The following is a 25,647-nucleotide window of genomic DNA, read 5'->3' as shown; positions in this document are numbered from 1 at the left end:
AGTTGCGTCCAGGTCCAGCCCCTGTCGCCGGGCCGCTCTGCCCGTCGTCTCCCCGACGCTCTCGCGTCGTCTGCTCGGCCACGTGCCCGCCGCATCAACCGCGGCACTCCCCGCGCCCGCGTCTGCCTCCGTCGGCCCGGTCGCACGTCGCTGTCCTGCTGGCGCGCCAGGCCGTCCCGGCCCCGACATCGTGGCACACCCTCCCCCGGTTCGTGAAGTCGGCCACGCCGATCGGTGCACGACGTCGGTCCCGCCCCTCCCGCTCTCGGGACGCGACGAGGCCCCCACCCGGTCGGGTGGGGGCCTCGTGCAGCAGTTCGCGAACCGCCGTCAGACCGGCCCCGCGGACGGGGCCGAGATCACAGGAGAGTGATCACTTGACGGTGACGGTGGCGCCGGCGCCCTCGAGGGCAGCCTTGGCCTTGTCCGCGGCCTCCTTGGTGGCGTTCTCCAGGACGGGCTTCGGGGCGCCGTCCACGAGGTCCTTGGCCTCCTTGAGACCGAGGGACGTGAGGGCGCGCACCTCCTTGATGACCTGGATCTTCTTGTCGCCGGCGGCCTCGAGGATGACGTCGAACTCCGTCTTCTCCTCCTCGGCAGCGGCCTCGGCGCCCGCGGCGGGGGCCGCGACGGCAACGGCGGCCGGGGCGGCCGCGGTGACCTCGAAGGTCTCCTCGAAGACCTTCACGAAGTCGTTGAGCTCGATGAGGGTCAGACCCTTGAACTGCTCGATGAGCTCTTCGGTGCTGAGCTTCGCCATGATGGCGTTCCTTTCGTTCAGTGCTCGTCAGCGGCCCGGTGCCGGGCCCGCCAGAAGCAGGGGGGTTGTGCGTGCGCTGAGCTGATCCGTGCGAGCACGGATCAGGCGGCAGCGCCCTCCGATTCCTGCTTCTGACGCAGGGCATCGATGACGCGAGCGGCCTGGGCGGTGTTCGCGGTGAAGACGTAGGCAGCCTGGAAGAGCTTGGCCTTCATCGCGCCGGCCACCTTGGCCAGCAGGACCTCGCGGGACTCGAGGTCCGCGAGCTTGGTGACCTCGTCGCTCGTCAGGGGGCGCCCGTCGAGGACACCGCCCTTGATGACGAGCGCGGGGTTCGCCTTGGCGAAGTCACGCAGACCCTTGGCCGCCTCGACCGGGTCACCGGTCACGAAGGCGATCGCCGACGGGCCGGCGAGGTCGGTGTCGGCGATGTCGACCCCGGCCTCCTTGGCCGCGATGGCGGTCAGCGTGTTCTTCACCACGGCGTAGGTTGCGTTGCCGCTGAGCGACCGACGCAGCGTCTTGAGCTGCGCGACGGTGAGCCCGCGGTACTCGGTCAGCACGGCAGCGTTCGACTCGCGGAACGCGTCCGTGAGCTCGGCAACTGCGGCTGCCTTGTCCGGCCTCGCCATGGCAATCCTTCCGATGGTGGTGCCGCAGCGCGCCGTGCCGAGCATCCCGCGAAACGAGAAAGAGCCCCGCGCAGGGCGGGGCTCTCAGGAACGATCGGCTTCCGTGAGGACGCCGTTCACGAGGCTCGCACCTGCGCCGGTCTCCGCTCGGGAGCGGAACTTCGGTGACGCTTCCCCGTGCCCCGGCTAACCGGGTTCCGGGCAGGCGTCGACGACCTGCGGTCTTGGGTACAGATCCATGGTAGGCCACGGGGCCGGGACGGCCAAACCCGCCCCGTCCCCACCGCCGTCAGGGGACGGCGCCGACGAGCTCCGGCTGCCCCGCACCGGCGTCGTCGTCGGCGGGACCGGCAGCCCCGCCGTCCGTCGCGGCAGCCACCGCACGCACCACCGGCCGCGCCGTGAGCACCGCCAGGATCGTCGCGAGAACGCCTCCGAGCACCAGGGGCAGCCGGAGATCGACCCGCGCCAGCGCGCCGCCCGCGAGCGTGACGAGGGGCACCAGCACCCAGCAGACCGTCCGCCACGTCCCCGAGACGCGGCCCAGGAGGTCGTCCGGAACCCGGTGCTGCCGCACCGATACCGTGAGCGAGTTCCACACGGCCACGCCGAGCGACATCGTTGCGTAGGCGACGGCGCCCACCACGACGCCGGCCCGCGAACCGGGCACGACGCCGAACACGACCAGCGGTGGACCGCAGACCAGTCCGGCGCCGGCGAGCACCCACGGTCTCCCGATCCGGCGCACGGCGGGCGCGAGCAGGGCCGACGCAGCCACGCTCCCGAGCGCACCGACGGCGAGGAAGACGCCGACCAGCGCGTCCGGCACGTGGAGCGTCCGGACGACGAACACGACCAGCGCCGCCTGGGCGAGCGTCAGGCAGGTCGCCGAACCGGTCGTCACGAGCAGGAGCGTCCGGAGCGGCCGGTCGCGCCAGAGGAACCGGGCGCCGTCGTCGAGCTGGCGGAAGAAGCCCCCACGTGGCGCGCGCGGGACCGCCTCGGTGCGGGCCGCCGTCGTACGCGGGAGGAGCAGCGCCAGGACCGCCGCGGCCGCGAACGCGACGCCCGAGACGACGAACGGCGCCGCCGCCGCGACCGCCACCAGGGCCGCGGCCGCCGACGGCGCGACGAGTCCCTGCGCGACCTGAGTACCCGCCACGACCCGCGAGTTCGCCGCGTCGCGCCCCGACGGCTCGACCACGCGTGGCAGGAGCGCCTGGTTGCCCTCCTCGGCGACCGTCTCGAGCACCCCGGCGACGAAGATTAGGACGACGAGCCCCCAGACCGGCATCCGGCCCGCCGCCGCGAGGGCGGCCGCGCCGAGGACGACGCCCGCGCGGGCGACGTTCGCGACGCCGAGCAGCCGGCGACGGTCGAAGCGGTCGGCTGCGACGCCGGCGGCCACCCCGAAGAGCAGCCACGGCAGGTACGACGCCGCCGAGATCGCCGACACGGCGAAAGGGTCCTGGGTCAGGCGGACCGCCAGCAGCGGCGCCGCGGTCCAGACGAGCGCGTCCGCCAGGTACGCGGACATCATCGACCACCACAGCCGACCGAACGCTCCCCCACGTCGCACGCGCACGGGCCGAGGCTAGCGGACCTTGCCGCGGGCTCGGAAGGCCGCACTAAGCCGGTGACAGGCCCGCGACGGACGAGAAGCAGACGAGCGGGACCGGCTCGTCGACGTCGCTGAGCGCCACGGCGAGCGCGGCCTCCGGGTCGTCGGAGGCGCGCAGCTCGGCGTGGAGGCGCGGCATGACGTCCGCGGCCACGGCGTCGGGCAGCGGCGCGACCGACGCGACGACCGCGCGCGCCCCCAGGCGGAGCAGGACCGAGGTCAGGCCGAGGACCTCGCCGCCGAGCCCCGGTGACGAGCCCCCGACCTCGCAGGCCGACAGCACGACGACCGAGCGAGGCAGGTGCAGGCCGTCCAGCTCGTGCGCGAACAGCGGGCCGTCCGCGAGCTCGATGCACGCGAAGAGCGGGTTGTCCGCGTCGTGCCGCCCGTGCGCGGCGAGGTGGACGACGTCGTGGTCGGCGAGCGCGCGCCGGACGGACTCGGTCGACGCCTCCGCGCCCGTCAGCGCGGCGCCGCGGGCCCAGCCGCGCGCGACCGACTCCGCCTCCCGGTCGGCGTGCGGCACCCCGGGGCCCGCCACCGCGAGCACACGCGGCTCCCGGTCGTCGCCGTCCGACACCCGACCCCGGGCGACGTGCGAGTTCACCGCCGTCCGCAGCCCGCGGCGCGACGGGAACGACGACCACGGGAGGGCGATCAGCGGGTCGCGGGCCGCGACGTACAGGTCGGACTCGGCCCCGAGCGGACGCACGAGCAGGTCGTCGAGCCGGCGCAGGCCCGCCGCCAGCGACGCGACGGCGACATCGTGGAGCGGGTGCGGGATGAGCTCGTTCGACACGATCTGCAGGTCCGCGCGGATGCGGCGGACCCGCTCCGCCACGTGCGCGGCGTCGGCGAGGTCGAGCAGCCGCATGCCGCGCCCGTCCGCACGGACCGCGAGCACCCTCCCGTCGGCGACGATGTAGTCCGCGACCACCGCGCCGTCGCCGCGGCCCCGGAGCAGCCGGACGAGCTCACGGCTCGTCACGGCGTGTGCGACCTCCGCGTCTCCCGTGCGCTGCCACGACCGCTCCCTCAGCCGGTCCTGCAGGACGCGCGCGCGGCGGTGCAGGTCGGCCCGCTCGCGCGCGGCAGCCGGATCCGTGTCGACGGGGAGCTCGCGCGCGCGGGCGAGGAGCGCGCGTGCCGTGGCCAAGAGCTCCGCCGACTCGGGGTCGTCCGGCGGGGTGACCCGGGCCGCCCCGGCGAACGTCGCGCGCCCTCGCTCGACCGCGTCGAACACGGCCGACGCGCGGCCCGTCGCCTGGGCCGCCGCGACGTCCGTCCAGTTGAGGCTCACGCCGTGCACCGCCGCGGCCGCGACGGAGTCGACCGACCCGAGGCGGGCGCGGTGCTCGGCGAGGATCCCGAACCCCCGCTTGACCGCGCGCAGGCCCGCCGGCCGGTCCCCCGCGGCGAACGCGAGCTCGGCCGCGACGGCGCTGCGCTGCACACGGAGCGACACCGGCGCCCCTTGGAGGTTGGCTGGGACCTCCGCGAGGACGCCACGCGCCGCCTCGACGTCCCCCGCCGACACCAGCCACTGCACCGCGATCAGCCGCGCCCCGACCGACGGTTCCCGGCCCAGGACCGCGCCCGTCGCGCTCCCCTGGTCCGCGACGTCCAGCGCCTCCAGCGCCCGACGGCGGCACGCGCGCGCCGACGGGACGCCCTGCGAGCGCGCGCGGGACAGCTCGATCTCGAGCTCCAGCACGCGGGCGACGACCGCCCACGACGCGTGCCCGCCCGCCTGGAAATGACGCCGCGCCAGCGCCGCCCACCGCTTCGCGTCCGGGTATCGCCTCAGCCCGAGCAGCGTGCGCGCACGGAAGTACTCCGCCTCCGCACGGTCGAGCCGCAGGCCCGCGCGCTGGAGCTGCGGGATGGCGTCCGCGAGCGCCGCGTTCGCCTCGGTCCACAGGCCCGCCTCGACGAGGACCTCCGCCTTCCCGAGGAGGGGGATGCCGTCGTCCTGCTCCGGCGCGTGCCGGCGGGCGTCGTCCATGGCGGTGAGCGCACCCGGCAGGTCGCCGAGAAGGTGGGTGGCGGAACCGACGTTATGGAGCGACAACCCGATGAAGTAGTCGTGGCCGAGCGCCGCGGAATGTGCGTAGGCAGTCTGATAGTCCGCAAGAGCAGCTGTGACGTCCCCGAGCTCGGCCGCCGCCGAGCCACGGTTCAGCAGCGCGATCGCTCGAGCCCGGTCGTCGGCGGAAGGAAGCGCGGCCAGCGCCCGGTTGAACGCACGCCGTGCTGAGCGCGGATCTCCTGCACGCAGCAGCAGGTTCCCGCGTTGCGCCTCGACGAGCCCCATGAGGCCGCGCGCACCACTTCGCCGGGCAGCGTCCTCTGCCCTGGCGAGCGCAGCCTCGCTGGCTCCCAGATCCCCATTGACAGCGAAGAGGGAGCCGGCGATCGACACCAACGTGCCCACCAGCAACTCGCTGAGCTCCGCAAACTCGGCCGCTGTCGACTCCCGTGCGACGACGTGCGAGATCTGGTCTGCCAACGGACCCGAGATCCGGAGCGCTTCCCGGTGCCGCGCGCGGACGCTGAGTTCGCGGGCACGATCAAGGCGGCCGGCGTAGTCGGACCACTTCTGGCTCGACACACCGACCGCCTCCGCTCTACGTCAGGACGCGGGCGACACCTCCGCATACAGGTCGCCCACAGCAGCCACAGCATTCCACGCCAGGCTGACTCGCGCCGTGTCGCCGCTCGAGGGCAAGTCGAGCAGCGCCTGGGCAAGTTGTCCAGCCAGTACCGGAGCGGCAAATGAAGTGCCGCTCCAGAGAGCGAAGCCTCCACGGAAGTCGTCCGGGTCGACCGACTCGCGGAGACCGTCCGCCGTCCGAGAGCGCGGCACCTCAGGACCGTCGAAGGTCGTGGGCATCGTGCTCAGCACGCTCGCCCCAGGACGGACTGCGGTGACCCAGGGCCCGTCGTTGGCGAAGTCCGCCAGGGTTCCGTTGGGGTTGGAGGCCGTGACGGTCAGCAACGGGGTATAGGCGGCGACGAGGTCGGACTGCCGTTCCGGAACCACCGGTCCACCTGGGACCCGTCGCACGCGGGGCGCCCAGGCAGCCGGGAACACGGGCCTTCCGGAGCCGTCGTTGCCCGCCGAGACGACCACCAGGATGCCAGCCTCCCGAAGGTCCCGGAGGATGCCCCGGAGGACACCTTCATAGTCGTCCCCTTCGAGCTCCTCCGGGTAGTACCCGAGCGGCAGTACTACGACGTCGACCACGGCACATGCTTCGTCCCCGGCAACACCGCGGAGGTGGAAGTCGAGCAGTCGCTCGAGGCTCCGGGCCACGTCCCACTCTGTCGACTCGCCGGTCGGACCGGTAACCCGCACCGGCAGGATCGCGGCGTCGGGGCAGACCTGGTGGATCACACCCGCGATGAAGGTCCCGTGCCCGGAGTACTCACCGAGCACCCCTTCGGCGGTGCTGCCGGGGCGAGCGTCACCGTCGGGCTCGCGGTCGTCGTAGGTGCCGATCGGCGCCCCGTCGAGGAGCACTCCGCGCGCCACCACCCGGCGAGGCGCATCGAACCACGGGTGCTGTCCCACCCCTGTGTCGGCAATCGCGACGACTGGCCGCCGGGTTCCGTTCTCGGCAAACCAGACCGTGGCGCCATCGACGAGTTCCCGCCGCGGAGCCGCCCCGACAGACTCAGCAACCAGCCGCGCACCCGGTACTCCGAGCCCTGGCTTGTTTCGGTGCCCTAGCAGCACGTGGTCGAGGCCGATCCGCACCGCGTCGTCCGGCGCGCCGACTCCCTCGGCGACCTCGTCCAGCAGGTCCCACGCGTCCGCGCCGTCACCCGCGACATGTACCACCACGCCCTGGCGCGGGGTGGTCTCGCGAGCCTCCGCGACCGGCGCCTCGGTCAGCCGAACGTCCAGACCCCGACGCCCCGCCGCCTCCCGCACGGCGACGACGAGCGCGTCGTCGGCCGCACCGCCCGGGGCGGTCCGCACGATCAGCCGGTCCGCGACGTACCGCGTCGGTGCGACCCGCCGCGGACGCCGGATGCGCGCACGGACGGGGTCGAGGTCACGGACCTCGTGGACGACGCCGTCGTGGTCGCGCAGGGTACGCGGGGCCGGGCCGGCCTGGTCCCCGGTCGCTCCGGGGTCGGGCGGGATCTCGCTCACGGTGGTGCCTCTCGTTCGGGACGGCGCTCACCGCGCCGTCGACTGCGGTTGTGCTGCGTGCTTCGTGGTGCGAGCGCGACGCGCGTCCGCACCCGGCGGCAGGTGCCGCCCTCAGAGCTCGATGACCGGCGTGCTCACGGCAGGCCCGTCGCCGGGGCGGGCGACGAGGCTCGCCGGCCCCGGGGCGACGGCGTCGAACGAGAACCGGCCGTCCTCGTCGGTCCGCGTCGTGAGGACCGCGCCGTCCGGTCGGCGTAGCTCGATGTCGATCTCTCCCGTCGGCGCGATCCACCCGTCGATGCGCACGCCGTCGACCCCGGGCGCGACGGTGATCATGACGGTCCGGGACGTCGAGGTGAACGTGATGGTCCGCGCCTGGGTCGGAGCCGTGTCGGCGGCCCGGACCCCCGCGGACTCGCGGACGCGCTCGAGCGTCATGAGCTCGGTCTCGAGCGCGGCCAGCGTCATGGCGAACAGCGACCGCTCGACCAGGTCGGAGGGCACGGGGTCCGCCAGCAGCGCGACCCGGCCGAGCGCGGCGAGGACCGCCGCATCGGACGCGTCGAACGGCTCGTCGGGCGAGTACGGCGTGCTCATGCGTGCCTCCAGGTGTCGTCGGCGCCGCTCTCGTCGAGAAGCGTGCGCAGCTTGGCGAGGCAGCGGCCTCGCGTCGCTCCGATGCTGCCGACCGGCATGCCGATGGCCTCGGAGATGAACTTGTAGTCGGGGCGGTCCGCGAGCGAGACGAGCCGCAGCAGCTCGCGGCAGCGGGCCGGCAGGTCCAGGAACACGGTCCAGAGCGTGCGGTCGCGGTCGTTGACGGCCGCGACGGCGTCGGGCGCCGGCTCGTTCGAGGCCACCTCGCGGTGGGCGCCGCCCTCCGGGTCCGGTCCGTCGTGGAGCTCGGTGCGGTGCTGCTCGTCCCGCCGCCGACGGCGCACGGCCTCCCACGCGCCCCGCCTCGCCGTCACGAGCAGCCACTTCAGGACCGCGTGCGGCTCCGCGATGGTGTCGATGTGCCGGACGAGCGCGACCCAGGTGTCCTGCACGACGTCGTCCGCGGCCTGGGGCTCGACGCCCTGGGCCCGCACGGTGTGCCAGAGCAGGGGCGTCATCTCGCGGACGACCGCCTCGAGCGCGGCCGGCCGACCCTCGCGGTACTCGAGCACGGCGTGCGCGGCACGGTCGCCGAGCGTGACGTCGTCGGGATCCCGCACGGTCTCGTGCCTGCTGTCCGCCATCGTGCTGCCGACGCCTCCCGGTCCGGTCGGTTCTCCGCCCAGATCGACGCTGACCTGCGGATTCGACGATTCTACGAGCGCCGCGTCCTGACGGCGAGGAACGAGCGGGCGATCTTTGTCCATCCCACGACCGCCTTTCCTTCTCTCCTCGGCGCCGGCGCCGGTCCGTATGAGCCTGCTGGACGGGTGCCCCGCTCCCCTCTGCCGCGGGGCGCCCGTCCCCCACCAAGGCGAGAGCGCCTGCGCGCGCCGGTGATACGGCGCGGCGGAGTGATCTGGGTCACACCACGGCGGCAAACCGGACGTCACCATCGGCGAACGATGCGTCACCATCGGCGAACGGCGCCGGGCACACGGGAACGACGAACGGCGCGGCCCCCGCAGGGGTCGCGCCGTTCGTCGTCGGGCGAGTCAGCCGGCCTGGATCAGGCGGCGTCCTCCTCGAGGAGCTTGGTCGTCCGGCTCTGGTCGAGCGGGATGCCGGGGCCCATCGTCGTCGTGATGGTCGCCTTGGTGATGTAGCGGCCCTTCGAGGACGACGGCTTGAGGCGCAGGACCTCGTCGAGCGCGGCGCCGTAGTTCTCGACGAGCTGCTCGTCAGAGAACGACACCTTGCCGATGATGAAGTGGAGGTTCCCGTGCTTGTCGACGCGGAACTCGATCTTGCCGCCCTTGATCTCCTCGACCGCCTTGGCGACGTCCATGGTCACCGTGCCGGTCTTGGGGTTCGGCATGAGGCCGCGCGGGCCGAGCACGCGGCCGAGGCGGCCGACCTTGCCCATGAGGTCCGGCGTCGCGACGGCGGCGTCGAAGTCCGTGCGGCCCTTCGCGACCTCGTCGATGAGCTCGTCGCCACCGACGATGTCCGCACCGGCGGCGCGGGCCTGCTCGGCCTTCTCGCCGTTCGCGAACACGAGGACGCGGGCCGTCTTGCCGGTGCCGTGCGGGAGGTTCACCGTGCCACGGACCATCTGGTCCGCCTTGCGCGGGTCGACACCGAGCCGGAACGCAACCTCGACGGTCGCGTCGTACTTGGTGCTGGACGTCTCCTTGGCGAGGCGGACGGCCTCGAGGGGCGCGTACAGGCGGTCGCGGTCGATCTTCTCGGCTGCGGTGCGGTACGCCTTGCTGTGCTGAGCCATTGCTGCTTCTCCTTGCAGTCGTGGTCGGTCGGGCCCCGGTCTCCCGGCTGGCCCTCCCACTGTTGTTCTGCGTGCTCCGCGGCCCCGCTCGGCGGGGCCGCGGCGTGTCAGGGCGTCAGCCCTTGACGGTGATGCCCATCGAGCGCGCGGTGCCGGCGATGATCTTCGACGCGGCGTCGACGTCGTTGGCGTTGAGGTCCTCGAGCTTGGTCTGCGCGATCTCGCGGACCTGGTCGGCGGTGATCGTCGCGACCTTGACCGAGTGCGGGGTGCTCGAGCCCTTGTCGACGCCCGCGGCCTTCTTGATGAGCTCCGCGGCCGGCGGGGTCTTGGTGATGAACGTGAACGAGCGGTCCTCGTACACCGTGATCTCGACGGGGATCACGTTGCCACGCTGCGACTCGGTCGCCGCGTTGTAGGCCTTGCAGAACTCCATGATGTTCACGCCGTGCTGACCCAGCGCGGGGCCGATCGGCGGGGCAGGCGTCGCGGCGCCGGCCTGGATCTGGAGCTTGATGAGGCCGGAGACCTTCTTCTTGGGAGGCATGTCGCACTCCTCGCTTTCTGTTCGTGGGCCGACGCCGTGGGCGATGACCCGGTTGCAGCGCTGTCGTCGCGCCCGTCGGCCGCCGGTCGTGGACCGGCCCGACGGGCTGCGGGATCAGATCTTGGCGACCTGGTTGAACGACAGCTCGACCGGGGTCTCCCGGCCGAAGATGGAGACGAGAACCTTGAGCTTCTGGCTCTCGACGTTGATCTCGGAGATCGTGGCGGGCAGCGTGTCGAACGGGCCGTCGGTGACGGTCACGGACTCGCCGACCTCGAAGTCGACCGCGATCGGGGCCGCGGCCTGGGCGCCGCCGCCGGTGGCACGCGTGCCGGCCTCGGGCTTCGGCAGGAGCGACGGGGCCAGCATCGAGAAGACCTCGTCCGACGTCAGCGGGACCGGCTGGTGGGTGTGGCCCACGAAGCCCGTCACGCCGGGCGTGTGGCGCACCGCGCCCCACGACTCGTCGGTGAGGTCCATGCGCACGAGCACGTAGCCCGGGATGCGCACGCGCCGCACCGTCTTCTTCTGCGCGTTCTTGATCTCGGTGACCTCTTCCATGGGCACCTCGATCTGGAAGATGTAGTCCTCCATGTTGAGGCTCTGGATGCGGGTCTCGAGGTTCGTCTTCACCCGGTTCTCGTAGCCGGCGTACGAGTGGATGACGTACCAGTCCCCCAGCTGCGTCCGCAGCTCGCGCTTGAAGGCCTCGACCGGGTCCTCCTCGGCGTCCTCCGCCTCAGGAGCCACGTCGCCCTCGGGCGCGTCCTCGTCCTCCGCCTCGGGCGCGTCGGTCTCGTCGACCGTCTCGGCCTCGGCGGCCGCGTCAGCCTCGGGCGCCTCGTCCGGCGTCTCCTCGGCGGGGACCTCCGGTGCAGCGTCGGGCGTGACGTCGGACGCGGCGTCGGCGAAGGGGGAGAGCTCCTCCGCGTGGTCCTGCGACTCCTGGGACACGAGCGAACCTGCTTTCGTTGGCGTTGCCGGCGACGGCGTAAAGGGCTGGGCTTCAGTTGAGAGGTGCTGGCGTCAGTCGCCGAACACCCACAGCACGAGCTTGCCGATGCCGAAGTCCAGCAGCGTCACGAACGCCATGATCGCCGCCACGAAGACGATGACCACGGCCGTGTACGTGAAGAGCTCCGAGCGAGTCGGCGTGTGGACCTTCTTGAGCTCGGCGACGACCTGTCGCACGAACAGGGCGATCCGGCCGAAGAACCCGCGCTTGTCGGACGACGCCGAACGCTTCTTCGCAGCCGGGGCGCTGTTGGCGCTCACGGACTCCGACGGCGATTCGCTCACTTCGTTCCCAACTGTCAGGTCCAACGACGGACACGCACCTCGTGCGTCGTGCAGGGCAGACAGGACTCGAACCTGCAACCTGCGGTTTTGGAGACCGCTGCGCTACCAATTGCGCCACTGCCCTTCGTGGACTTCCCTCCACCCACCGACCCCGACGCCCTCCCCGGGGCGCACTCCGAGAAGCACCTCCGACGAGGGATTCACGGGGCACGTCCGGATCATGCGTCTCGCACCCTCGGGCACGGCTCAGCATGGCGGAAGTCAACCACCGGGGAACCACTCTACGCGACGCCGCGCGGTGGGTCGAACCCGTCCCCGGTGGCAGCATGCGCACATGTCCTCCGACACCGGGATCCGGGCGCTGCCGCTGCGCGAGCGCCCCGTCGACATCGGCTTCGCGCTCGTGTTCACCGCGTTCACGGTCACGTCGATCATCAGCGACATGCTGCCGACGCTGGGCGTGGACATCTCGCGCCCGTCGTCCAACCCGATCGTCAACAGCAACTACTGGTACGCGCACGACACCGACCCGCTGTTCATGCACCCGCCCACCTGGATGCGGATCTGCACGGGCCTGTCGGCGTTCGTGTACCTGCCGTTCTACGTGCTGCTCGTGATCGCGCTCGTCCGGGGGTGGGAGTGGATCCAGCTCCCCGCCGTGATCTACGCGACCATGATCGTCACGCTGACCGGGATCGTCATCTTCGGCGTCGAGCTCTTCGGGGAAGCCGCCTGGGTCACCCCGCGCCCGGGGAAGTTCCTGGCGTTCAACCTGCCGTACGTCCTCCTGCCCCTGCTGCTCCTGGTCCGGATGCGCAAGCCGGACCCGTTCACCCGGCGCTTCTGAGCAGCGCCTCCTCGCAGTGCGGGTGAAACTGCGACCACGGCCCAACGTTTGCCTGCCTGAAACCCTGCAGTAACGCGGCACGGCCACGCTGGGAGGCACGCACCACCGCTGCGCCAACGGCGTCGAGTCGGCTCACCGTCGAGCATCACCCCGACGGGACCGACGCGAAGAGGACCGCCATGAGCCGTGCGCGCACGCCAATCCTGATCGACCTGTCCGACCGAGCGCTCGCGAGCGCCGCCGCCCGGCGGCTCCGCACGCTCGGCTTCCCAGCGGCCGCACGGGCGGACGACGCGCCCGACGCGCCGCCGCTCCCCCGCCATCCTTCGCTCGTGGTGGCCGACCCCCACACCGCCGTCGACCTGTGGAACGACGACGTCGGGCTCGGCAGGGGCGTGGACGTCGTCGGCGCGACCGCCCTCGAGGATCCCGCGCACGTCGTCGCGCACGTGCTCCGCCGGGCCCCCGAGCTCCCGGCCGCGCCGCACCCGCGGGCCGAGGACGCTGCGAGCCCCACCGAGCTCGTCGCGGCGATCGAGCCGTTCGTCGCGGACGGTGACGGGCCCGGCCAGCTCGGCTCGCGCTGGGTGGTCCTGGTGGTGCGGGCGTTCGAGATGGCGCGCATCGCGCAGCGGTACGGCCCGGCGGTCGCCGACCGGCTCGCCGACCACCTGCTCCGGTGCGTCGACGACGACCTGCCCGGCGTCCACCCGGTCGGCTTCACGCCGTCCCGGGACCTCGTCGTGGTCCTCGACCGGCAGCGCGTCGGCCGGGTGTCGCGGCGCCTCGAAGGGCTCGGCGTCATGCTCGCGCGGCGGCGGTACGGCAGCGACGTCGCGGGCGAGCCGCAGGCGGACGCGCTGTCCCTGACGCCGCTGCTCGGGTACGCGTCGCTGCGTCGCGGGGCCCGTGCGGCGCTCGCCGGCGCACTCGCCGGCGCCGACGCGTCGGCCACACGGCTCGACCTCGAGCCGACCAAGGCCCCCGACGTCCTCACGGACGTCCAGGTCCGCGCGCTCCTCGGCGAGCCGGACCCGCCCGAGGCACCGGCCGGGCCTGCCAGCACGACCCTCGCGGCCGCCGTCGTGCACGTGGTGGGCGAGGCCACCCGACGCGTGCGCGACGACGTCGGCCGCACGCTCGCGTGGACCCGGCGCCCCGGGGTCCGGCTGGCGTGGCAGGCGGTCGGCACGTTCGCCGTCGGGACGGTCGTGCCCTACCTCGCGTACGTCGCGTTCGACCGCGCCGGCCTCGACCTCACCAACCTGACCTACCCGCTCGTGGTAGCGGCGCTCGTGGTGACGACCGTCGCCATCGTGGCCGAGAGCATGCTCGCGGTGCAGGAGGACCCGCTCGCCGGCGTCCCCGAACCCGAGACCTGGCCGCGCGTGAGCGCGGTGATCGCCGCCTATCTGCCGAACGAGTCGGCGACCATCGAGTCGACGATCGCGGCGTTCCGCCGCCTCGACTACCCCGGCGAGCTCCAGGTGGTGCTCGCGTACAACACCCCGCAGGACCTGCCCGTCGAGGACGCCCTCCGCGCCATCGCGGCCGCCGACCCGCGCGTCGAGCTGCTGCGCGTCGAGGGGTCGACGTCGAAGGCGCAGAACGTCAACGCCGCGCTGCAGGTCGTCACGGGCGAGGTCGTGGGCTTGTTCGACGCCGACCACCACCCCGGGCAGGGCGGCTTCCAGCGGGCGGTGCGCTGGATCGGCGCGGGCTACGACGTCGTGCAGGGGCACTGCGTGGTCCGCAACGGCGACGCGTCGGGCCTCGCGAGCGTCGTCGCGGTCGAGTTCGAGTCGATCTACGCGGTCTCGCACCCGGGCCGCGCCCGGCTCCACGGGTTCGGGATCTTCGGCGGCTCGAACGGGTTCTGGCGGACCGACGTGCTCCGGGCCGTCCGGATGCGTCCCCGGATGCTGACCGAGGACATCGACGCGTCGATGCGGGCGCTGGAGTCCGGGGCGAGGCTCGCGTCCGACCCGCGGCTCACGTCCTACGAGCTCGCGACGACGACGGTCCCGCAGCTCACCGCGCAGCGGCTGCGCTGGGCACAGGGCTGGCTCCAGGTGTCCGTCGCCCACCTGCGCACGCTGCTCGCGTCCCCGCGGCTCACGCTGCGGCAGAAGCTCGGCGCGACGTACCTGCTGGGCTGGCGGGAGGTCTACCCGTGGATCTCGCTGCAGGTCCTGCCGATCCTCGTGTTCGCGATCACCCACGGCGTCGGCGGCTCGAAGAGCTGGTTCATCTCGCTGTTCGTCCTCACCTCCCTCGCCACCACGCTCGTCGGGCCGCTGCAGACGCTCATGGCGTACGTGCTCGGGGAACCGTCCGTCCGGGCGCACCGGTCGTGGTTCTGGCGCTACCTGCTCTGGGCGATGGTCTACACCGAGTTCAAGAGCGCCCTGACGCGCATCGCGCACGTCAAGGAGCTCACCCGCGAGCGCGTCTGGCGAGTCACCCCGCGCGACGTGCGCGTCGTCCCGAGCGCGGCCGTCGGCCCGCTCCCCGTCCCGGCGAAGGCGGCCTGACATGACCTCCCCCGACCTGCCCGTCACCCGGCGCCTCGTCCCCGACGAGCCGCAACCCGCGCCGCGCCTGGAGGACAGCGTCCTGCGCGACCCCTCCGCAGCCCTGCCCGTCAGCGACGCCCCGCCGCGCATCGACCGGCAGCGCGCCGTCCCCGGCAACACCGGCACGCGCTTCGAGGACCTCGAGGGCTACCGCGGCCTCGCCGCCGTCGGCATCGTCGTCTTCCACGCGTACCAGTTCTGCCGCGCCGGCACGACCTCGTCGTACGCGTACCAGGACACCTGGGGCTACCACGTGCTCCTCAACCTCGACGGCCTCGTGAGCATGTTCCTCGTGCTGTCGGCGTTCCTGCTGTTCCTGCCGATCGCCCGGAAGGTCCTCGCCGGGCAGGACCCCGGCTCCTGGTCCCTGTTCGCGACCCGGCGCGCCCTGCGGATCCTGCCGCTGTACTGGGTCGCGATCCTCGTCGTGTGGGCCTACCGGAACCCGACCCTGCCCGGGAACTGGCAGGACCTCGTCGAGCACCTCACCTTCACGCAGATCTTCGACCGGAACCGGATCTTCTACACGATCGGGCCCGCGTGGTCGCTCGCCGTCGAGGTGTTCTTCTACGCCTTCCTCGTGGTCCTGCTCGCCGTGTACGGGCGCGTCCGGGCGCACGAGCGCACGCCGCGGGTCCGACGCGCGCTCGTCTGGGCTCCCGTGGTCGCCGTCGGCGTCGCCTCGCTCGCCTACCAGGGCTGGGCGCTCGTCACGCACGTCCCCTCGACGCACTACGAGGTCTGGTACAACCCGCTCGCGAAGGGGTCGATCTTCGTCGGCGGCATGATCCTGGCGCTCGCGATGATCGGGTGGAACGCCGGCCACGCCGCCCAGCCCCTGCCGCCCCGCGCGCTGTGGGCCCTGCGGCTCGGCGCGTTCGCGCTGCTCGCGTGGGGCTGCGTCATCCGGACCGACTCCGCGGAGTCGTCGCTGTGGTGGCAGCAGCTGTCGACCGTCGGGTTCGTGCTGCTGCTGGCGTCGTCGGTCCTGGCCCCGACGACGGCGCGCTGGCGACGCGCGATGTCGTCGTCCGTCCTCGTGTGGTGCGGCCTGATCTCGTACTCGGTCTACCTGTGGCACGAGCCGGTGCTCCTCTACCTCGACGCGCACGGGCGGCTCGACCACGCGCAGTCCGCCTTCCCGTTCGTCGCGCTCGTGCTCCTCCTCGTCGCCGTGCCGGTCGGCTGGCTGAGCTACTGGGCGATCGAGTACCCGGTGGGCCGTCTGCGCCTGCTACGGACGCGCGACGGTGCCAAGCGCAGCTTCTACCCGAGCGCGCGGCTGTTCGCGCCCGAGGAGGAGGGCCGGGGCTGAGAGGCCGCGGGACCGCTCCAGGTGCGAGACTGCCCGGGTGCGCGACCTCGCCGCCCTCCCCAAGGCCCACCTGCACCTGCACTTCACGGGCTCCATGCGGCCGTCGACCCTGCTCGACCTCGCCGAGCGGTACCGCGTGCGGCTGCCGCCCGCGCTGCTCGACGCCGACCCGCTGCGCGTGCCCTCGACCGAGCGCGGCTGGTTCCGCTTCCAGCGCCTCTACGACGCCGCCCGCGCGTGCGTGCGGTCCGGCGACGACATGCGGCGGATCGTCGACGAGGCGGCGCAGGACGACGCCGCAGAGGGGTCGGGGCGGCTCGAGATCCAGGTCGACCCGACGTCGTACGCGCCGTTCCTCGGGGGTATCACGCCCGCCGTCGAGCTGGTCCTCGACGCCGCGCGCGAGGCGTCGGCGCGGCACGGGCTCGAGGTCGCGGTCGTCGTCGCGGCGTCCCGGCTGAAGCACCCGCTCGACGCACGCACGCTCGCCCGCCTCGCCGCCCGGTACGCGGGCGACGGGCCGGGCGAGGTCGTCGGGTTCGGGCTGTCGAACGACGAGCGCCGCGGCGACACGCAGGAGTTCGCGCACGCGTTCCGGATCGCCGCGGACGCCGGCCTCGCGTCCGTCCCGCACGGCGGGGAGCTGCTCGGTCCGGCGCACGTGAGCCAGGTCGTGGACGCGCTGCACCCCGACCGGCTCGGCCACGGCGTGCGGTCCGCCGAGGACCCGCGGCTGCTCGCGGAGCTCGTCGAGGCGGGCGTCGCGCTCGAGGTCTGCCCCGCGTCGAACGTGTCGCTCGGGGTCTACGAGAACCTGGGTGACGTGCCGCTCCCGTCGCTCGTGCGGGCGGGCGCGACGGTGGCGCTCGGCGCCGACGACCCGCTGCTGTTCCGGTCCCGCCTGGTCGACCAGTACGAGACCGCCCGTCGGGTCCACGGCTTCGACGACGAAGCGCTGGCCGAGCTCGCCCGCGCGTCGATCCGCGCGAGCCGCGCGTCGGACGCCACCCGGCGGCGACTGCTGGCGGGGGTGGGCGCGTGGCTCGCCGCAGACCCCGCACCACGAGAGGAGCGCCCGTGAGCGCCTACCAGCAGCGTCTCAGCGTCGACCCGGCGTCGCCGACGCCTGCCTTCGAGCAGCTCAGGCTCCAGGTCCTGGCCGACGTCGAGGAGGGACGCCTCGGTCCGGGCGACAAGCTCCCCCCGATCCGCACGCTCGCCGCCGACCTCGGTCTCGCGGCGGGCACCGTCGCACGCGCCTACCGCGAGCTCGAGTCGGACGGCGTCGTCGTGACCCGCCGGCGCGCCGGCACCGTCGTCGCGGACACGGCGCTGGCGTCGAGCACGCGGGTGCGCCGGGCGGCGGAGGACTTCGTCGCGGTCGCGCGCGGCGCGGGGCTCGACGACGACGCCGCGCTCGACGCGGTGCGCGGCGCACTGCTCGGGCCCGGCACACCGCCCGTGGACGCGCAGGGCGACTGACGCGAACGTTCAGTAACGATTTGGACGCCACATCGCCCCGGGCCGCGCAAACGGCGACGGGTCGGGCACCCCAGCCGCAACAATGGGTGCTCCGGCGCGCTGACGGCGTGCGTCGGCGCTCAGGAGGGGGGCATGGTGCCAGTCACGTCGCACACTCGGTCCGGTCGCGCGTCCGGACGCTCATCTCGACGCACCCGGCTGCTGGCGCTCGGCGCCGCGGGGCTCGCGGTCGCCTTGACGGCGACTGCGTGCGGCACGGGCAGCCCCACGCCGCAGGCGCCCGTCGTCGTGTCCGCCGCCCCGACGACGTCCGACCCCGACGGCACGACGACCGGCTCGCCCACGGGCACGCCGACGAGCTCCCCGACGTCGAGCGGTACCGCCACCCCGGACGCGTCCGCGACGACCGGGAGCACCCCGAGCCCGACGCACGCGGCCGCGTCGCCGACGCCCACGCCGTCGGGCACCCCGACGTCGAAGGCCGCGGACGACGCCAAGGACGGCACGACCGGCAACGCGACGGACTCGGGCGACGACAAGCCCAAGAACGACAAGCCGAAGAGCACCGAGCACACGGAGCTGCGCTCCGGCGACCACGGAGCCCGGGTCAAGGAGCTCCAGCAGCGGCTCGTCTCGCTCGGGTACTGGCTGCCGTCCGTCGACGGCGCGTTCGGGCCCTCCACCCTGCAGGCCGTGTGGGCCGTGCAGAAGGCGGCCGGTCTGCAGCGCGACGGCCTCGTCGGCAAGAACACCCAGAAGGCGATCGACCGAGGCGTCCGTCCGACCGCACGCTCGCACCACGGTCACGTCATCGAGGTCGACCTCGGCAAGCAGCTCGTGCTGATCGTCGACGACGGCCACGTGAGCACGATCCTCAACGCGTCGTCGGGCAGCGGGAAGCCGTTCACGAGCAAGAACGGCCACCAGTACATCGCGCACACGCCGACCGGCACGTACCGGATGGGCCGCCAGTACGACGGCATGTACACGTCGAACCTCGGCCTCGGCACCATGTGGCGGCCGAAGTTCTTCAACGGCGGCATCGCGCTGCACGGGCTCGGCTTCGACGTCCCCCCGTACCCGGCGTCGCACGGCTGCGTGCGCATCTCGAACCCGGCGATGGACTGGGTCTGGTCGACGGGCAAGGCGCCGCAGGGCACCACCGTCACCGTCTACGCCTGAGCACCCCGCCCGAGCGCTGGCTCAGAGGCTGACGCCCACCAGCACGGGCTCCGGCTCGAGCTCGATCCCGAACCGCTGCAGGACGCCGTCCCGCACGGTCCGCGCGAGCGCCACGAGGTCGGCCGCGGTCGCGCCGCCCCGGTTCGTGAGGGCCAGCGTGTGCCGCGTCGACAGGCGCGCGGGGCTCGCGTCGCCCGCGACGCCGAAGCCCTTGCCGAAGCCCGCGTGCTCGATGAGCCACGCGGCCGAGGTCTTGACGAGGGTCGGGTCGACGGCCCCGAGGCTCGGGCCGGTGCTCACCGCGGGAAGCGGGCTGCGCACCTCGAACCGGGGCGCGCCCTCAGGGAGCTCGTCCACCACCGAGGCAGGGACGATCGGATTCGTGAAGAACGACCCCGCGCTCCAGCGGTCGTGGTCCGGGCGGCCGACGATGCGGCCGTCCTGCACCGCGGGGTCGAGCAGCATGCCCTTGCCGCCCCGCAGCTCGAGGACGGCGGCGCGCACGTCGGCTCCCGGGGCCCGGTCCCCCACCGCGACGCCGAGCCGGCGCGCCAGCTCGGCGTAGGCGACGGGCGCGGACAGCGTGCCGAGCCGGAGCTGCATCGACACGTCCAGGACGACGTACCGCGGGGACGGGTACCAGGGCGCGCGCGGGTCCTCCTCGGGGACGCCGAGCCCGCCCGGTCCGGCGTAGCCGGCGAGCCCGAGGTGCATCGAGCGCTTGAGCCTGGAGGTGCGGTAGCCGAAGCCCAGCTCGCCGTTCGCGAACGTCCGGACGCGCGACTCGCCGCGGTCCCAGACGCGGACCGTCGAGATCACGCCCGCGACCTCCTGCCCGTAGGCCCCGACGTTCTGCACGGGCGCGGCGCCGAGGGTCCCGGGGATGCCCGACAGCGCCTCCACGCCCACCCAGCCGGCGTCGATCGCCTGCACGACGACGTCGTCCCAGGAGTGCCCGGCCGGGCCGCTCATGCTGGCGCCGCCGCACGTGTCCTCCGACTCGACGCGCAGGCCGGAGCGCACGTCGCGCACGACGACCCCGCTGAACCCCTCGTCCGCGACGAGGAGGTTCGAGCCGCCCCCGAGCACGAGCAGGGGCTCGCCCGCGTCGTCGGCGGCGCGGACGACGTCGATAAGCTCACGCTCGGACGACACCTCGACGTACGTGTCGACGTCCCCCCCGACGCGGAGCGTCGTCAGGTCGGCGAGCGTCGGCTGGGTCTCGGGCGAGGTGAGGGCGGGTGCCTCTGCGGGCGGGACGGCGGCGGGCGAGTCGGGCACCCGACCAGCCTACGGTGCCGGATTCGGCTCCGTGCCCTGCCCGACGGCGCCGGGCAGGGGGCGCACCGCGTTCATGACCACGAGCCCGAGCGCGATGGGGATGCCGACGAACAGCAGCGCGTGCCGGTAGCCGACGTGGTGCGCGATGAACCCGATCAGCGGCGGGCCGACGAAGAACGCCGAGTAGCCGATCGTCGTCACGACGCTCACGCGGGCCGCGGCGCGGCGCGGGTCGTCGGACGCCGCCGAGATGCCGACGGGGAAGCCCAGCGCCGCCCCCACGCCCCACAGCGCCACGCCGACGAGCGCGCCGACCAGGTGCGGCAGGAGCGCGAACGCGAGCACGCCGAGCAGGGCCGACGCGGCGAGCAGCCGGAGCACCGCGACCCGACCGAACCGGTCCAGCAGGCCCGTGCCGAGCAGACGCATCGCCGTCATCGCGACGAGGAAGACACCGAGCGCGACGGCGCCGATCGAGTCGCTCGTGCCGAAGCCGTCGACGGTCGCGAGCGAGACCCAGTCGTTCGCCGCCCCCTCCGTGAGCGCGGCGCCGAGCACGACGAGACCGATCATGAGCGTGCGCGGCTCGGTCCATGCCTGCAGCGCGCGGCGTCGGCGGGCGCCGGCGTCGGCCGTCCCGGGCTCCCCCGCCGGGAACGAGTCCGCCGGGTCGCCGGTCGTGTCCGCGCGCCGGAGCACGGGCTCGTGCTCGTGGACGGGGTCGGGCAGGAACAGCCTGACCGCGACGAGGACGCCGACGAGAGCGACGACGACGGCGATCGTCAGGTGCAGGGGCACGGGCACGTGCAGCGCGGCGAACACGGCGCCGAAACCCGCACCCGCCACCGTGCCGAAGGAGAAGCCCGCGTGGAACCGCGGCATGATCGCCTTGCCGAGCCGCTGCTCGACGTGCGCGCCCTGCAGGTTCATGGACGCGTCCCAGACGCCGATGCCGACGCCCGAGACGAACAGGCCGACGCGGGCGATGCCCACGCTCTCCTGCGCGACGGCCAGCGCGACCACGAGCAGACCCGCGGCGGCCACCCCCGCGAAGGTCTCGACGGCGCGGCGCGACCCCAGCCGGTCCACGACGAGGCCCGCGAGCGGCAGCGCGCAGATCGACCCGATCGCGGAGAACAGCAGCAGCAGCCCCATCTGGTTGGGCTCGAGGTCGAGGCGGTCGCGCACGGTCGGCAGGCGCGAGGCCCAGCTCGCGAACGCGAAGCCGTTCAGCGTGAACACCAGGAACACCGCCCAGGACGCGCGAGCGATCCGTGCGTCGGTGGGCGCGCCGTCGGCGGCGCTCGTCGGGTCGGGGCGGGGCTGGCTCACGAGAGAACCTCCTCGGGCAGACGTGCGGGTGGCACGAGATCGGGCAGGACGGGGTGGTCCGCGGCGTCCGTGGGCCCGCCGGTCCGCGCCTCGGCCAGGCTAGCGGGGGTCGGGCGGGCGGGCGCCCCACGACGGAGCGGCGCGACCTGGGCTGCCAGGCAGACGCTCAGGACCATCGCGAACGTGATGAGGACGAGTGCGTGTCGCGCGCCGATGCCCTCTGCCGCCAGGCCGAGCAGCGGCGGCGCGGCGATGCTGGCGAGCGAGGAGAACGAGGACACGACCGACACGCGGCCCGCCGCACGGAGCGGGTCGTCCGAGGCGGCGGCGATGCCGATCGGCACGGCGAGCGCGGCTCCCGTCCCCCACGCCACTACGCCGACGACGGCGAGCGGGAACGACGGCGCGAGACCGAACGCGAGCAGGCCCGCGAGCGACACCACGCCCGAGACCCGCAGCACGCGGACCCGACCGTAGCGGTCGATGAGCCGGGTCCCGGCGATGCGCACGACCGTCATCGCGGCGACGAACGTCCCGAAGACCACGCCGCCGACCGCCTCGGTGCGGCCGAAGCCGTCGACGACGGCGAGCGACAGCCAGTCGTTCGCCGAGCCCTCCGAGAGCGCCGCGGCGAGGATCACGAGCCCGACCAGCAGGGTGCGGGGCTCGCGCCAGGCGCCGAGCGAGCCCGCGAGCCGCGCGCGGCGGGTGGGCCGGGCGTCGTCGTCCGGGGGCAGCACGGCCGCCGCAGGGACCGGCGAGGGCGTGCGCGTGTCGTGGACCACGACGGGGAAGGTGAGGAACCGCCACACGGTCGCGAGGACGGCCGTGACGCCGAACTGGGCGAGCAGCGGGACGCCCGCTGCCGCGCACGCGGCACCGAGGAGCGAGCCGGCCACGGCGCCGACGGAGAACGCCGCGTGGAACTGCGGGATGACGGTGCGGCCGAGGCGCCGCTCGACACCGGCGGTCTCGACGTTCTGCGGCACGTTGGCGAGCGCGAACGCCACGCCGTTGAGGAGCACGCCGACCGTCAGCACGGCGACGGAGCCGGTAGTCGGGCCGAGCCCGAGGAGGACGAGCGCGAGCGCGCCGACGACGGCCGCGGCGGACAGCGCAGCCCTGCCTCCGACCCGCTCGACCACGGCCCCCGCGACGGCGACGGTCGCGAGGGCACCGACCGACCCGGCGAGCAGCACCAGGCCCAGCTCGGCGGTGCTGATGCCGAGCTCGGCCTTGACCGTCGGGATGCGCGCGAGCCAGCTCGAGAAGGTCAGGCCCATGAGGAGGAAGAGGCCGAGCAGGCCGAGGCGCGGGCGCCAGAGCTGGTCGGGCGCGGCATGCCGCGATCGAAACGATTCGAACGGCATGCCACGACCGCTCTTCGAATCGTTTCGAGGCATGGGGTCGATTGTGCGGGTACGCTGGCCGCGACGTCAACCGGATCAGGCCCTCGGGCGGTCCCGACGCCGCAGACCAGGGCGCCCCGCGCCGCGACCCGCCGGAGGAACCTGTTGCCGACGAACCCGCAGCCAGGCACGAGCGCCCCGCACGAGGGCACGAAGAACGGTCGGACGACCCTCTCCGAGGTCGCCGCGCTGGCCGGCGTCTCCGTGTCGACCGCGTCGCTGGCGTTCTCCGGCTCCGGCCCCATCGCCGACGCCACCCGTGACCGGGTCCTCGCCGCCGCGGCCGACCTCGGCTACACCGGCCCCTCCCCGCTCGGCCGGCAGCTGCGGTCCGGCCGGTCCGGGATCGTCGGGGTCGTCATCGGCGACCACGTCTCCCGCACCTTCCGCGACCCCGTCTCGATCAAGGTCCTCGACGGCCTCGTCTCCGAGCTGGGCACGCACGGCGTCGGTGTCCTGCTCGTCCCCGCGGTTCCCACCGACGGCGCCGCCGACCCCCTCGTGGCGTCCGCCGCGATGGACGTCGGGATCCTCGTCTGGGGCGCGCGCCGCGACGACCCCACGCACGACGCGCTCGTCCGGCGCGGCATCCCCGTCGTGATCGGCGAGGGAACCGCCAAGCCCGGCGCTCCCGTCGTCGGGCTCCAGGACAGGCAGGGCGCGGCCGAGCTCGGACGCCACCTGCGCGAGCTCGGGCATGAGCGCGTCGCCGTCGTCGCCCTGCCCGTCGCGTTCCCCGAGCGCACCGGTCCGGCCGACGCCGCGCGCCTCGCCGACGTCGAGAAGACGCCGACGCGCAACCGGCTCGACGGGCTCGCCGACGCGGGCATCCATCCGGTGGCGGTCTGGGAGACCGAGGCCTCGCTCGTCGAGCACGGCCGTACCGCCGGACGCGCCCTGCTCGACGTCCCTGCCGGTGAGCGCCCGACGGCGATCGTCGCCCAGTCCGACCTGCTCGCCGCGGGTGTCCTGCTCGCCGCGCGCGAGCTCGGCATCGACGTGCCGACCGAGCTGTCCGTGGCCGGGTTCGACGGCGTCGACCTCCCGTGGCTCGGCGCGGACGTCCAGCTGACGAGCGTCCTCCAGCCGTTCGAGGAGAAGGGCGCCGCGCTCGGGCGCTCGGCGCTCCAGCTGGTCGCGGGCGACGAGGTCGAGGACGTCCTGCTGCCCGTCGAGCTGGTCGTGGGCACGACGACGGGCCCCGCCCCGCGCTGACGCGCTACCGCACTACCTCGCGACGTAGTCGGGCCCCCGTATACCTCGCAGGGCAGCTCAGCGGAGCCGCACGACCGCCTGCGTCTTGGCAAGGACGCGCACACCGTCGAGCGCAACGGTCAGGTCGATCCGCGCGGTCCCTGCCTCGGGGTCGAGCGCGCCGACGACGCCGGTCACGGTGAGGGTTGCGGTGCCCGGGTCGGGCACGGGGACGGGGCGCGCGAAGCGAGTCTGGTAGTCGACCACGGCCCCGGGGTCGCCGGCCCACTCCTCGACGAGCGGCACGGCCACGCCCATGGACAGCATGCCGTGCGCGATGACGCCGGGCAGGCCGACCTCGGTCGCGAACCGCTCGTTCCAGTGGATGGGGTTGAAGTCGCCGCTCGCGCCGGCGTAGCGGACGAGGCGCGCACGGTCGAGCACGACCTCGCGGGTGCCGATCTCCTGGCCGACCTCGAGGTCGGCGAGCACGGGCGCGCTCATGCGTCCTCCCCTCGGACCGCGAGCGTGGACCGCACGGTCGACACGGGCTCGCCGGGGTTCCCGTCGGCGTCGGCGGCGAAGATCTCGCACCGCGTGCTGACCATCGTGATGCCGGCGCGCTCCCGGAGGGAGTCGACGTGCAGGACGGTCACCAGCTCGTCACCCGCGACGATGGGCCGGTGGTGGGTGAAGCGCTCGTCGGCATGGACGACGCGGGAGAAGTCGATTCCCGCGCCCGCGTCCTCGATGTACTGGGCCTCGGCGCGCTGCGCCACGACCACGGCGAACGTGGGCGGCGCGACGACGTCCGGATAGCCCGCACCCCGCGCAACGGCCACATCGTGGTGCGCGGGGTGGGTGGATCCGACGGCGTCGGCGAACTCGCGGAGCTTCTCACGCCCGACCGCGTACGGGGCGGTCGGTGGGTACTGACGGCCTTCGTACTCCGGGTTGACGGGCACGAGCGCTCCTTCGCGGGTCGCCGACGGTCACCGCCGGGTGGGTGCTACGAGACGCGACCGAGGGTCAGCGGGTCTCGCGGTGCGAGGTGTGCTTGCCGCAGCGCGGGCAGAACTTCGCCAGCTCGAGCCGGTCGGGGTCGTTGCGGCGGTTCTTCTTGGTGATGTAGTTCCGCTCCTTGCAGTCCACGCAGGCGAGCGTGATCTTCGGGCGAACGTCTTGGCTCTTGCTGGCCATGGCTGGTGCCACCTCTCGCGCCCCCGGAAGGCGCTTGTGCTGTGCAGGGCACGACGCCGGCCGTCGTACCACCAGGTCTGCGGCACGAGCCCGAGGGCCCGTCCACCAGAAGGAACAGGAACGCGACGCGACGTCGCCGCGAGCGCACCGTTCCGCGGTAGCGGAGGCGGGGATCGAACCCGCGACCTCACGATTATGAGTCGTGCGCTCTAACCATCTGAGCTACCCCGCCGCGTGGGCACCGCGGCGCCCGGAGGACCTATGGTCCCACGGCCGCGTGTACGGCACCAACAGAGCCCCCGATGGGAATCGGACCCATGACCTCAGTCTTACCAAGACTGCGCTCTACCACTGAGCTACGGGGGCAGCGCGGAAAACTCTACAAGACGCGAGGCCTGCGGCGAAATCCGTATCCTTCCCCGCCG

At 73.5% G+C, this 25,647-nt stretch carries 24 protein-coding genes and 3 tRNA genes; 7 read left to right on the top strand and 20 right to left on the bottom strand.

The genetic code is table 11. The annotated features are described in order from the left end of the window. Positions 1 to 373: 373 nt before the first annotated feature. The 12 genes from rplL to ACLQ14_RS12755 form a co-directional block, all read right to left on the bottom strand. Positions 374 to 760 (bottom strand): 50S ribosomal protein L7/L12, encoded by a 387-nt coding sequence (gene rplL / locus ACLQ14_RS12810; RefSeq protein ID WP_425813542.1) that lies wholly within the window; start codon positions 758 to 760, stop codon positions 374 to 376. Between the two features lie 101 nt (positions 761 to 861). After that, a complete protein-coding gene (gene rplJ, locus ACLQ14_RS12805; RefSeq protein ID WP_425813540.1) occupies positions 862 to 1,392 on the bottom strand; it encodes a 50S ribosomal protein L10 in 531 nt (176 codons plus the stop codon). A 289-nt stretch (positions 1,393 to 1,681) separates the two neighbouring features. Beyond that, positions 1,682 to 2,977, bottom strand: coding sequence for an MFS transporter (locus tag ACLQ14_RS12800; protein ID WP_425813538.1), 1,296 nt, complete (start codon positions 2,975 to 2,977; stop codon positions 1,682 to 1,684). A gap of 43 nt (positions 2,978 to 3,020) precedes the next feature. After that, positions 3,021 to 5,018 carry a CHAT domain-containing protein gene (locus ACLQ14_RS12795; protein ID WP_425813536.1) on the bottom strand — a complete coding sequence of 666 codons (1,998 nt, stop codon included), beginning with the start codon at positions 5,016 to 5,018 and terminating at the stop codon, positions 3,021 to 3,023. Between the two features lie 627 nt (positions 5,019 to 5,645). Continuing rightward, entirely contained in the window at positions 5,646 to 6,998 is a 1,353-nt protein-coding gene (locus tag ACLQ14_RS12790) for a S8 family peptidase (RefSeq protein WP_425813534.1), read from the bottom strand. A 288-nt stretch (positions 6,999 to 7,286) separates the two neighbouring features. Then, positions 7,287 to 7,772 carry a carboxypeptidase-like regulatory domain-containing protein gene (locus ACLQ14_RS12785; RefSeq protein WP_425813532.1) on the bottom strand — a complete coding sequence of 162 codons (486 nt, stop codon included), beginning with the start codon at positions 7,770 to 7,772 and terminating at the stop codon, positions 7,287 to 7,289. Further along, positions 7,769 to 8,416: an RNA polymerase sigma factor gene (locus tag ACLQ14_RS12780; RefSeq protein ID WP_425813530.1), complete on the bottom strand. Its 648-nt coding sequence runs from the start codon at positions 8,414 to 8,416 to the stop codon at positions 7,769 to 7,771. Before ACLQ14_RS12780 ends, ACLQ14_RS12785 begins: the two co-directional genes overlap by 4 nt. A gap of 425 nt (positions 8,417 to 8,841) precedes the next feature. Next, entirely contained in the window at positions 8,842 to 9,558 is a 717-nt protein-coding gene (gene rplA / locus ACLQ14_RS12775; protein ID WP_425813528.1) for a 50S ribosomal protein L1, read from the bottom strand. A gap of 115 nt (positions 9,559 to 9,673) precedes the next feature. Further along, a complete protein-coding gene (gene rplK / locus ACLQ14_RS12770; protein WP_425813526.1) occupies positions 9,674 to 10,105 on the bottom strand; it encodes a 50S ribosomal protein L11 in 432 nt (143 codons plus the stop codon). Between the two features lie 114 nt (positions 10,106 to 10,219). Next, on the bottom strand, positions 10,220 to 11,059 hold the full coding sequence (nusG, locus tag ACLQ14_RS12765; protein WP_425813524.1) for a transcription termination/antitermination protein NusG: 840 nt from the start codon (positions 11,057 to 11,059) through the stop codon (positions 10,220 to 10,222). Positions 11,060 to 11,131: 72 nt separating this feature from the next. Beyond that, complete coding sequence (gene secE, locus ACLQ14_RS12760; RefSeq protein ID WP_425813522.1) at positions 11,132 to 11,404, bottom strand: preprotein translocase subunit SecE; 273 nt, start codon at positions 11,402 to 11,404, stop codon at positions 11,132 to 11,134. A 51-nt stretch (positions 11,405 to 11,455) separates the two neighbouring features. Continuing rightward, positions 11,456 to 11,528 (bottom strand) — tRNA-Trp (locus tag ACLQ14_RS12755). Between the two features lie 210 nt (positions 11,529 to 11,738). Between ACLQ14_RS12755 and ACLQ14_RS12750 the strand changes: the two genes are divergently transcribed. From ACLQ14_RS12750 to ACLQ14_RS12725, 6 genes are all read left to right on the top strand, one after another. Then, complete coding sequence (locus ACLQ14_RS12750) at positions 11,739 to 12,251, top strand: EXPERA domain-containing protein (protein WP_425813520.1); 513 nt, start codon at positions 11,739 to 11,741, stop codon at positions 12,249 to 12,251. A gap of 179 nt (positions 12,252 to 12,430) precedes the next feature. Then, a complete protein-coding gene (locus tag ACLQ14_RS12745) occupies positions 12,431 to 14,785 on the top strand; it encodes a glycosyltransferase (RefSeq protein WP_425813518.1) in 2,355 nt (784 codons plus the stop codon). A gap of 1 nt (position 14,786) precedes the next feature. Then, positions 14,787 to 16,142 (top strand): acyltransferase family protein, encoded by a 1,356-nt coding sequence (locus ACLQ14_RS12740; protein ID WP_425813516.1) that lies wholly within the window; start codon positions 14,787 to 14,789, stop codon positions 16,140 to 16,142. A 37-nt stretch (positions 16,143 to 16,179) separates the two neighbouring features. Further along, the gene (locus ACLQ14_RS12735) at positions 16,180 to 17,223 is read left to right on the top strand and encodes an adenosine deaminase (RefSeq protein WP_425813514.1); all 1,044 of its coding nucleotides are present in this window, start codon (positions 16,180 to 16,182) and stop codon (positions 17,221 to 17,223) included. Then, on the top strand, positions 17,220 to 17,624 hold the full coding sequence (locus ACLQ14_RS12730; RefSeq protein ID WP_425813512.1) for a GntR family transcriptional regulator: 405 nt from the start codon (positions 17,220 to 17,222) through the stop codon (positions 17,622 to 17,624). Before ACLQ14_RS12735 ends, ACLQ14_RS12730 begins: the two co-directional genes overlap by 4 nt. Positions 17,625 to 17,756: 132 nt before the next feature. After that, positions 17,757 to 18,806: a L,D-transpeptidase family protein gene (locus tag ACLQ14_RS12725; protein WP_425813510.1), complete on the top strand. Its 1,050-nt coding sequence runs from the start codon at positions 17,757 to 17,759 to the stop codon at positions 18,804 to 18,806. A gap of 21 nt (positions 18,807 to 18,827) precedes the next feature. Here ACLQ14_RS12725 and ACLQ14_RS12720 read toward each other — a convergent pair whose 3' ends face one another. The 3 genes from ACLQ14_RS12720 to ACLQ14_RS12710 are packed head-to-tail and all read right to left on the bottom strand — an operon-like array spanning position 18,828 to position 22,822. Continuing rightward, on the bottom strand, positions 18,828 to 20,087 hold the full coding sequence (locus tag ACLQ14_RS12720; RefSeq protein ID WP_425813508.1) for a UDP-N-acetylmuramate dehydrogenase: 1,260 nt from the start codon (positions 20,085 to 20,087) through the stop codon (positions 18,828 to 18,830). Between the two features lie 9 nt (positions 20,088 to 20,096). Continuing rightward, a complete protein-coding gene (locus tag ACLQ14_RS12715) occupies positions 20,097 to 21,419 on the bottom strand; it encodes an MFS transporter (protein ID WP_425813506.1) in 1,323 nt (440 codons plus the stop codon). Next, positions 21,416 to 22,822 carry an MFS transporter gene (locus ACLQ14_RS12710; protein ID WP_425813504.1) on the bottom strand — a complete coding sequence of 469 codons (1,407 nt, stop codon included), beginning with the start codon at positions 22,820 to 22,822 and terminating at the stop codon, positions 21,416 to 21,418. The genes ACLQ14_RS12715 and ACLQ14_RS12710 overlap by 4 nt, the downstream gene beginning before the upstream one ends. A 111-nt stretch (positions 22,823 to 22,933) precedes the next feature. On the opposite strand from ACLQ14_RS12710, the gene ACLQ14_RS12705 reads away from it, so the two are divergent. Beyond that, positions 22,934 to 24,043, top strand: coding sequence for a LacI family DNA-binding transcriptional regulator (locus tag ACLQ14_RS12705; RefSeq protein WP_425813502.1), 1,110 nt, complete (start codon positions 22,934 to 22,936; stop codon positions 24,041 to 24,043). A 57-nt stretch (positions 24,044 to 24,100) separates the two neighbouring features. On the opposite strand, the gene ACLQ14_RS12700 is transcribed toward ACLQ14_RS12705, so the two are convergent. From ACLQ14_RS12700 to ACLQ14_RS12680, 5 genes are all read right to left on the bottom strand, one after another. After that, positions 24,101 to 24,526 (bottom strand): MaoC family dehydratase, encoded by a 426-nt coding sequence (locus ACLQ14_RS12700; protein ID WP_425813500.1) that lies wholly within the window; start codon positions 24,524 to 24,526, stop codon positions 24,101 to 24,103. Beyond that, positions 24,523 to 24,987, bottom strand: a complete 465-nt coding sequence (locus ACLQ14_RS12695) for an FAS1-like dehydratase domain-containing protein (protein WP_425813498.1) — start codon at positions 24,985 to 24,987, stop codon at positions 24,523 to 24,525. The genes ACLQ14_RS12700 and ACLQ14_RS12695 overlap by 4 nt, the downstream gene beginning before the upstream one ends. 64 nt (positions 24,988 to 25,051) lie before the next feature. Then, entirely contained in the window at positions 25,052 to 25,222 is a 171-nt protein-coding gene (gene rpmG, locus ACLQ14_RS12690; RefSeq protein WP_036953345.1) for a 50S ribosomal protein L33, read from the bottom strand. 158 nt (positions 25,223 to 25,380) lie between these two features. Beyond that, positions 25,381 to 25,454: transfer RNA gene (locus ACLQ14_RS12685), tRNA-Met, on the bottom strand. 62 nt (positions 25,455 to 25,516) lie between these two features. Further along, positions 25,517 to 25,588, bottom strand: a tRNA-Thr gene (locus ACLQ14_RS12680). Between the last annotated feature and the right edge of the window lie 59 nt (positions 25,589 to 25,647).

The organism is Luteimicrobium sp. DT211 (assembly GCF_049844995.1).
Lineage (GTDB): Bacteria > Actinomycetota > Actinomycetes > Actinomycetales > Cellulomonadaceae > Luteimicrobium.
The sequence above is the reverse complement of the archived record's forward strand: the minus strand, read 5'-3'. Positions and strand labels throughout refer to the sequence as shown.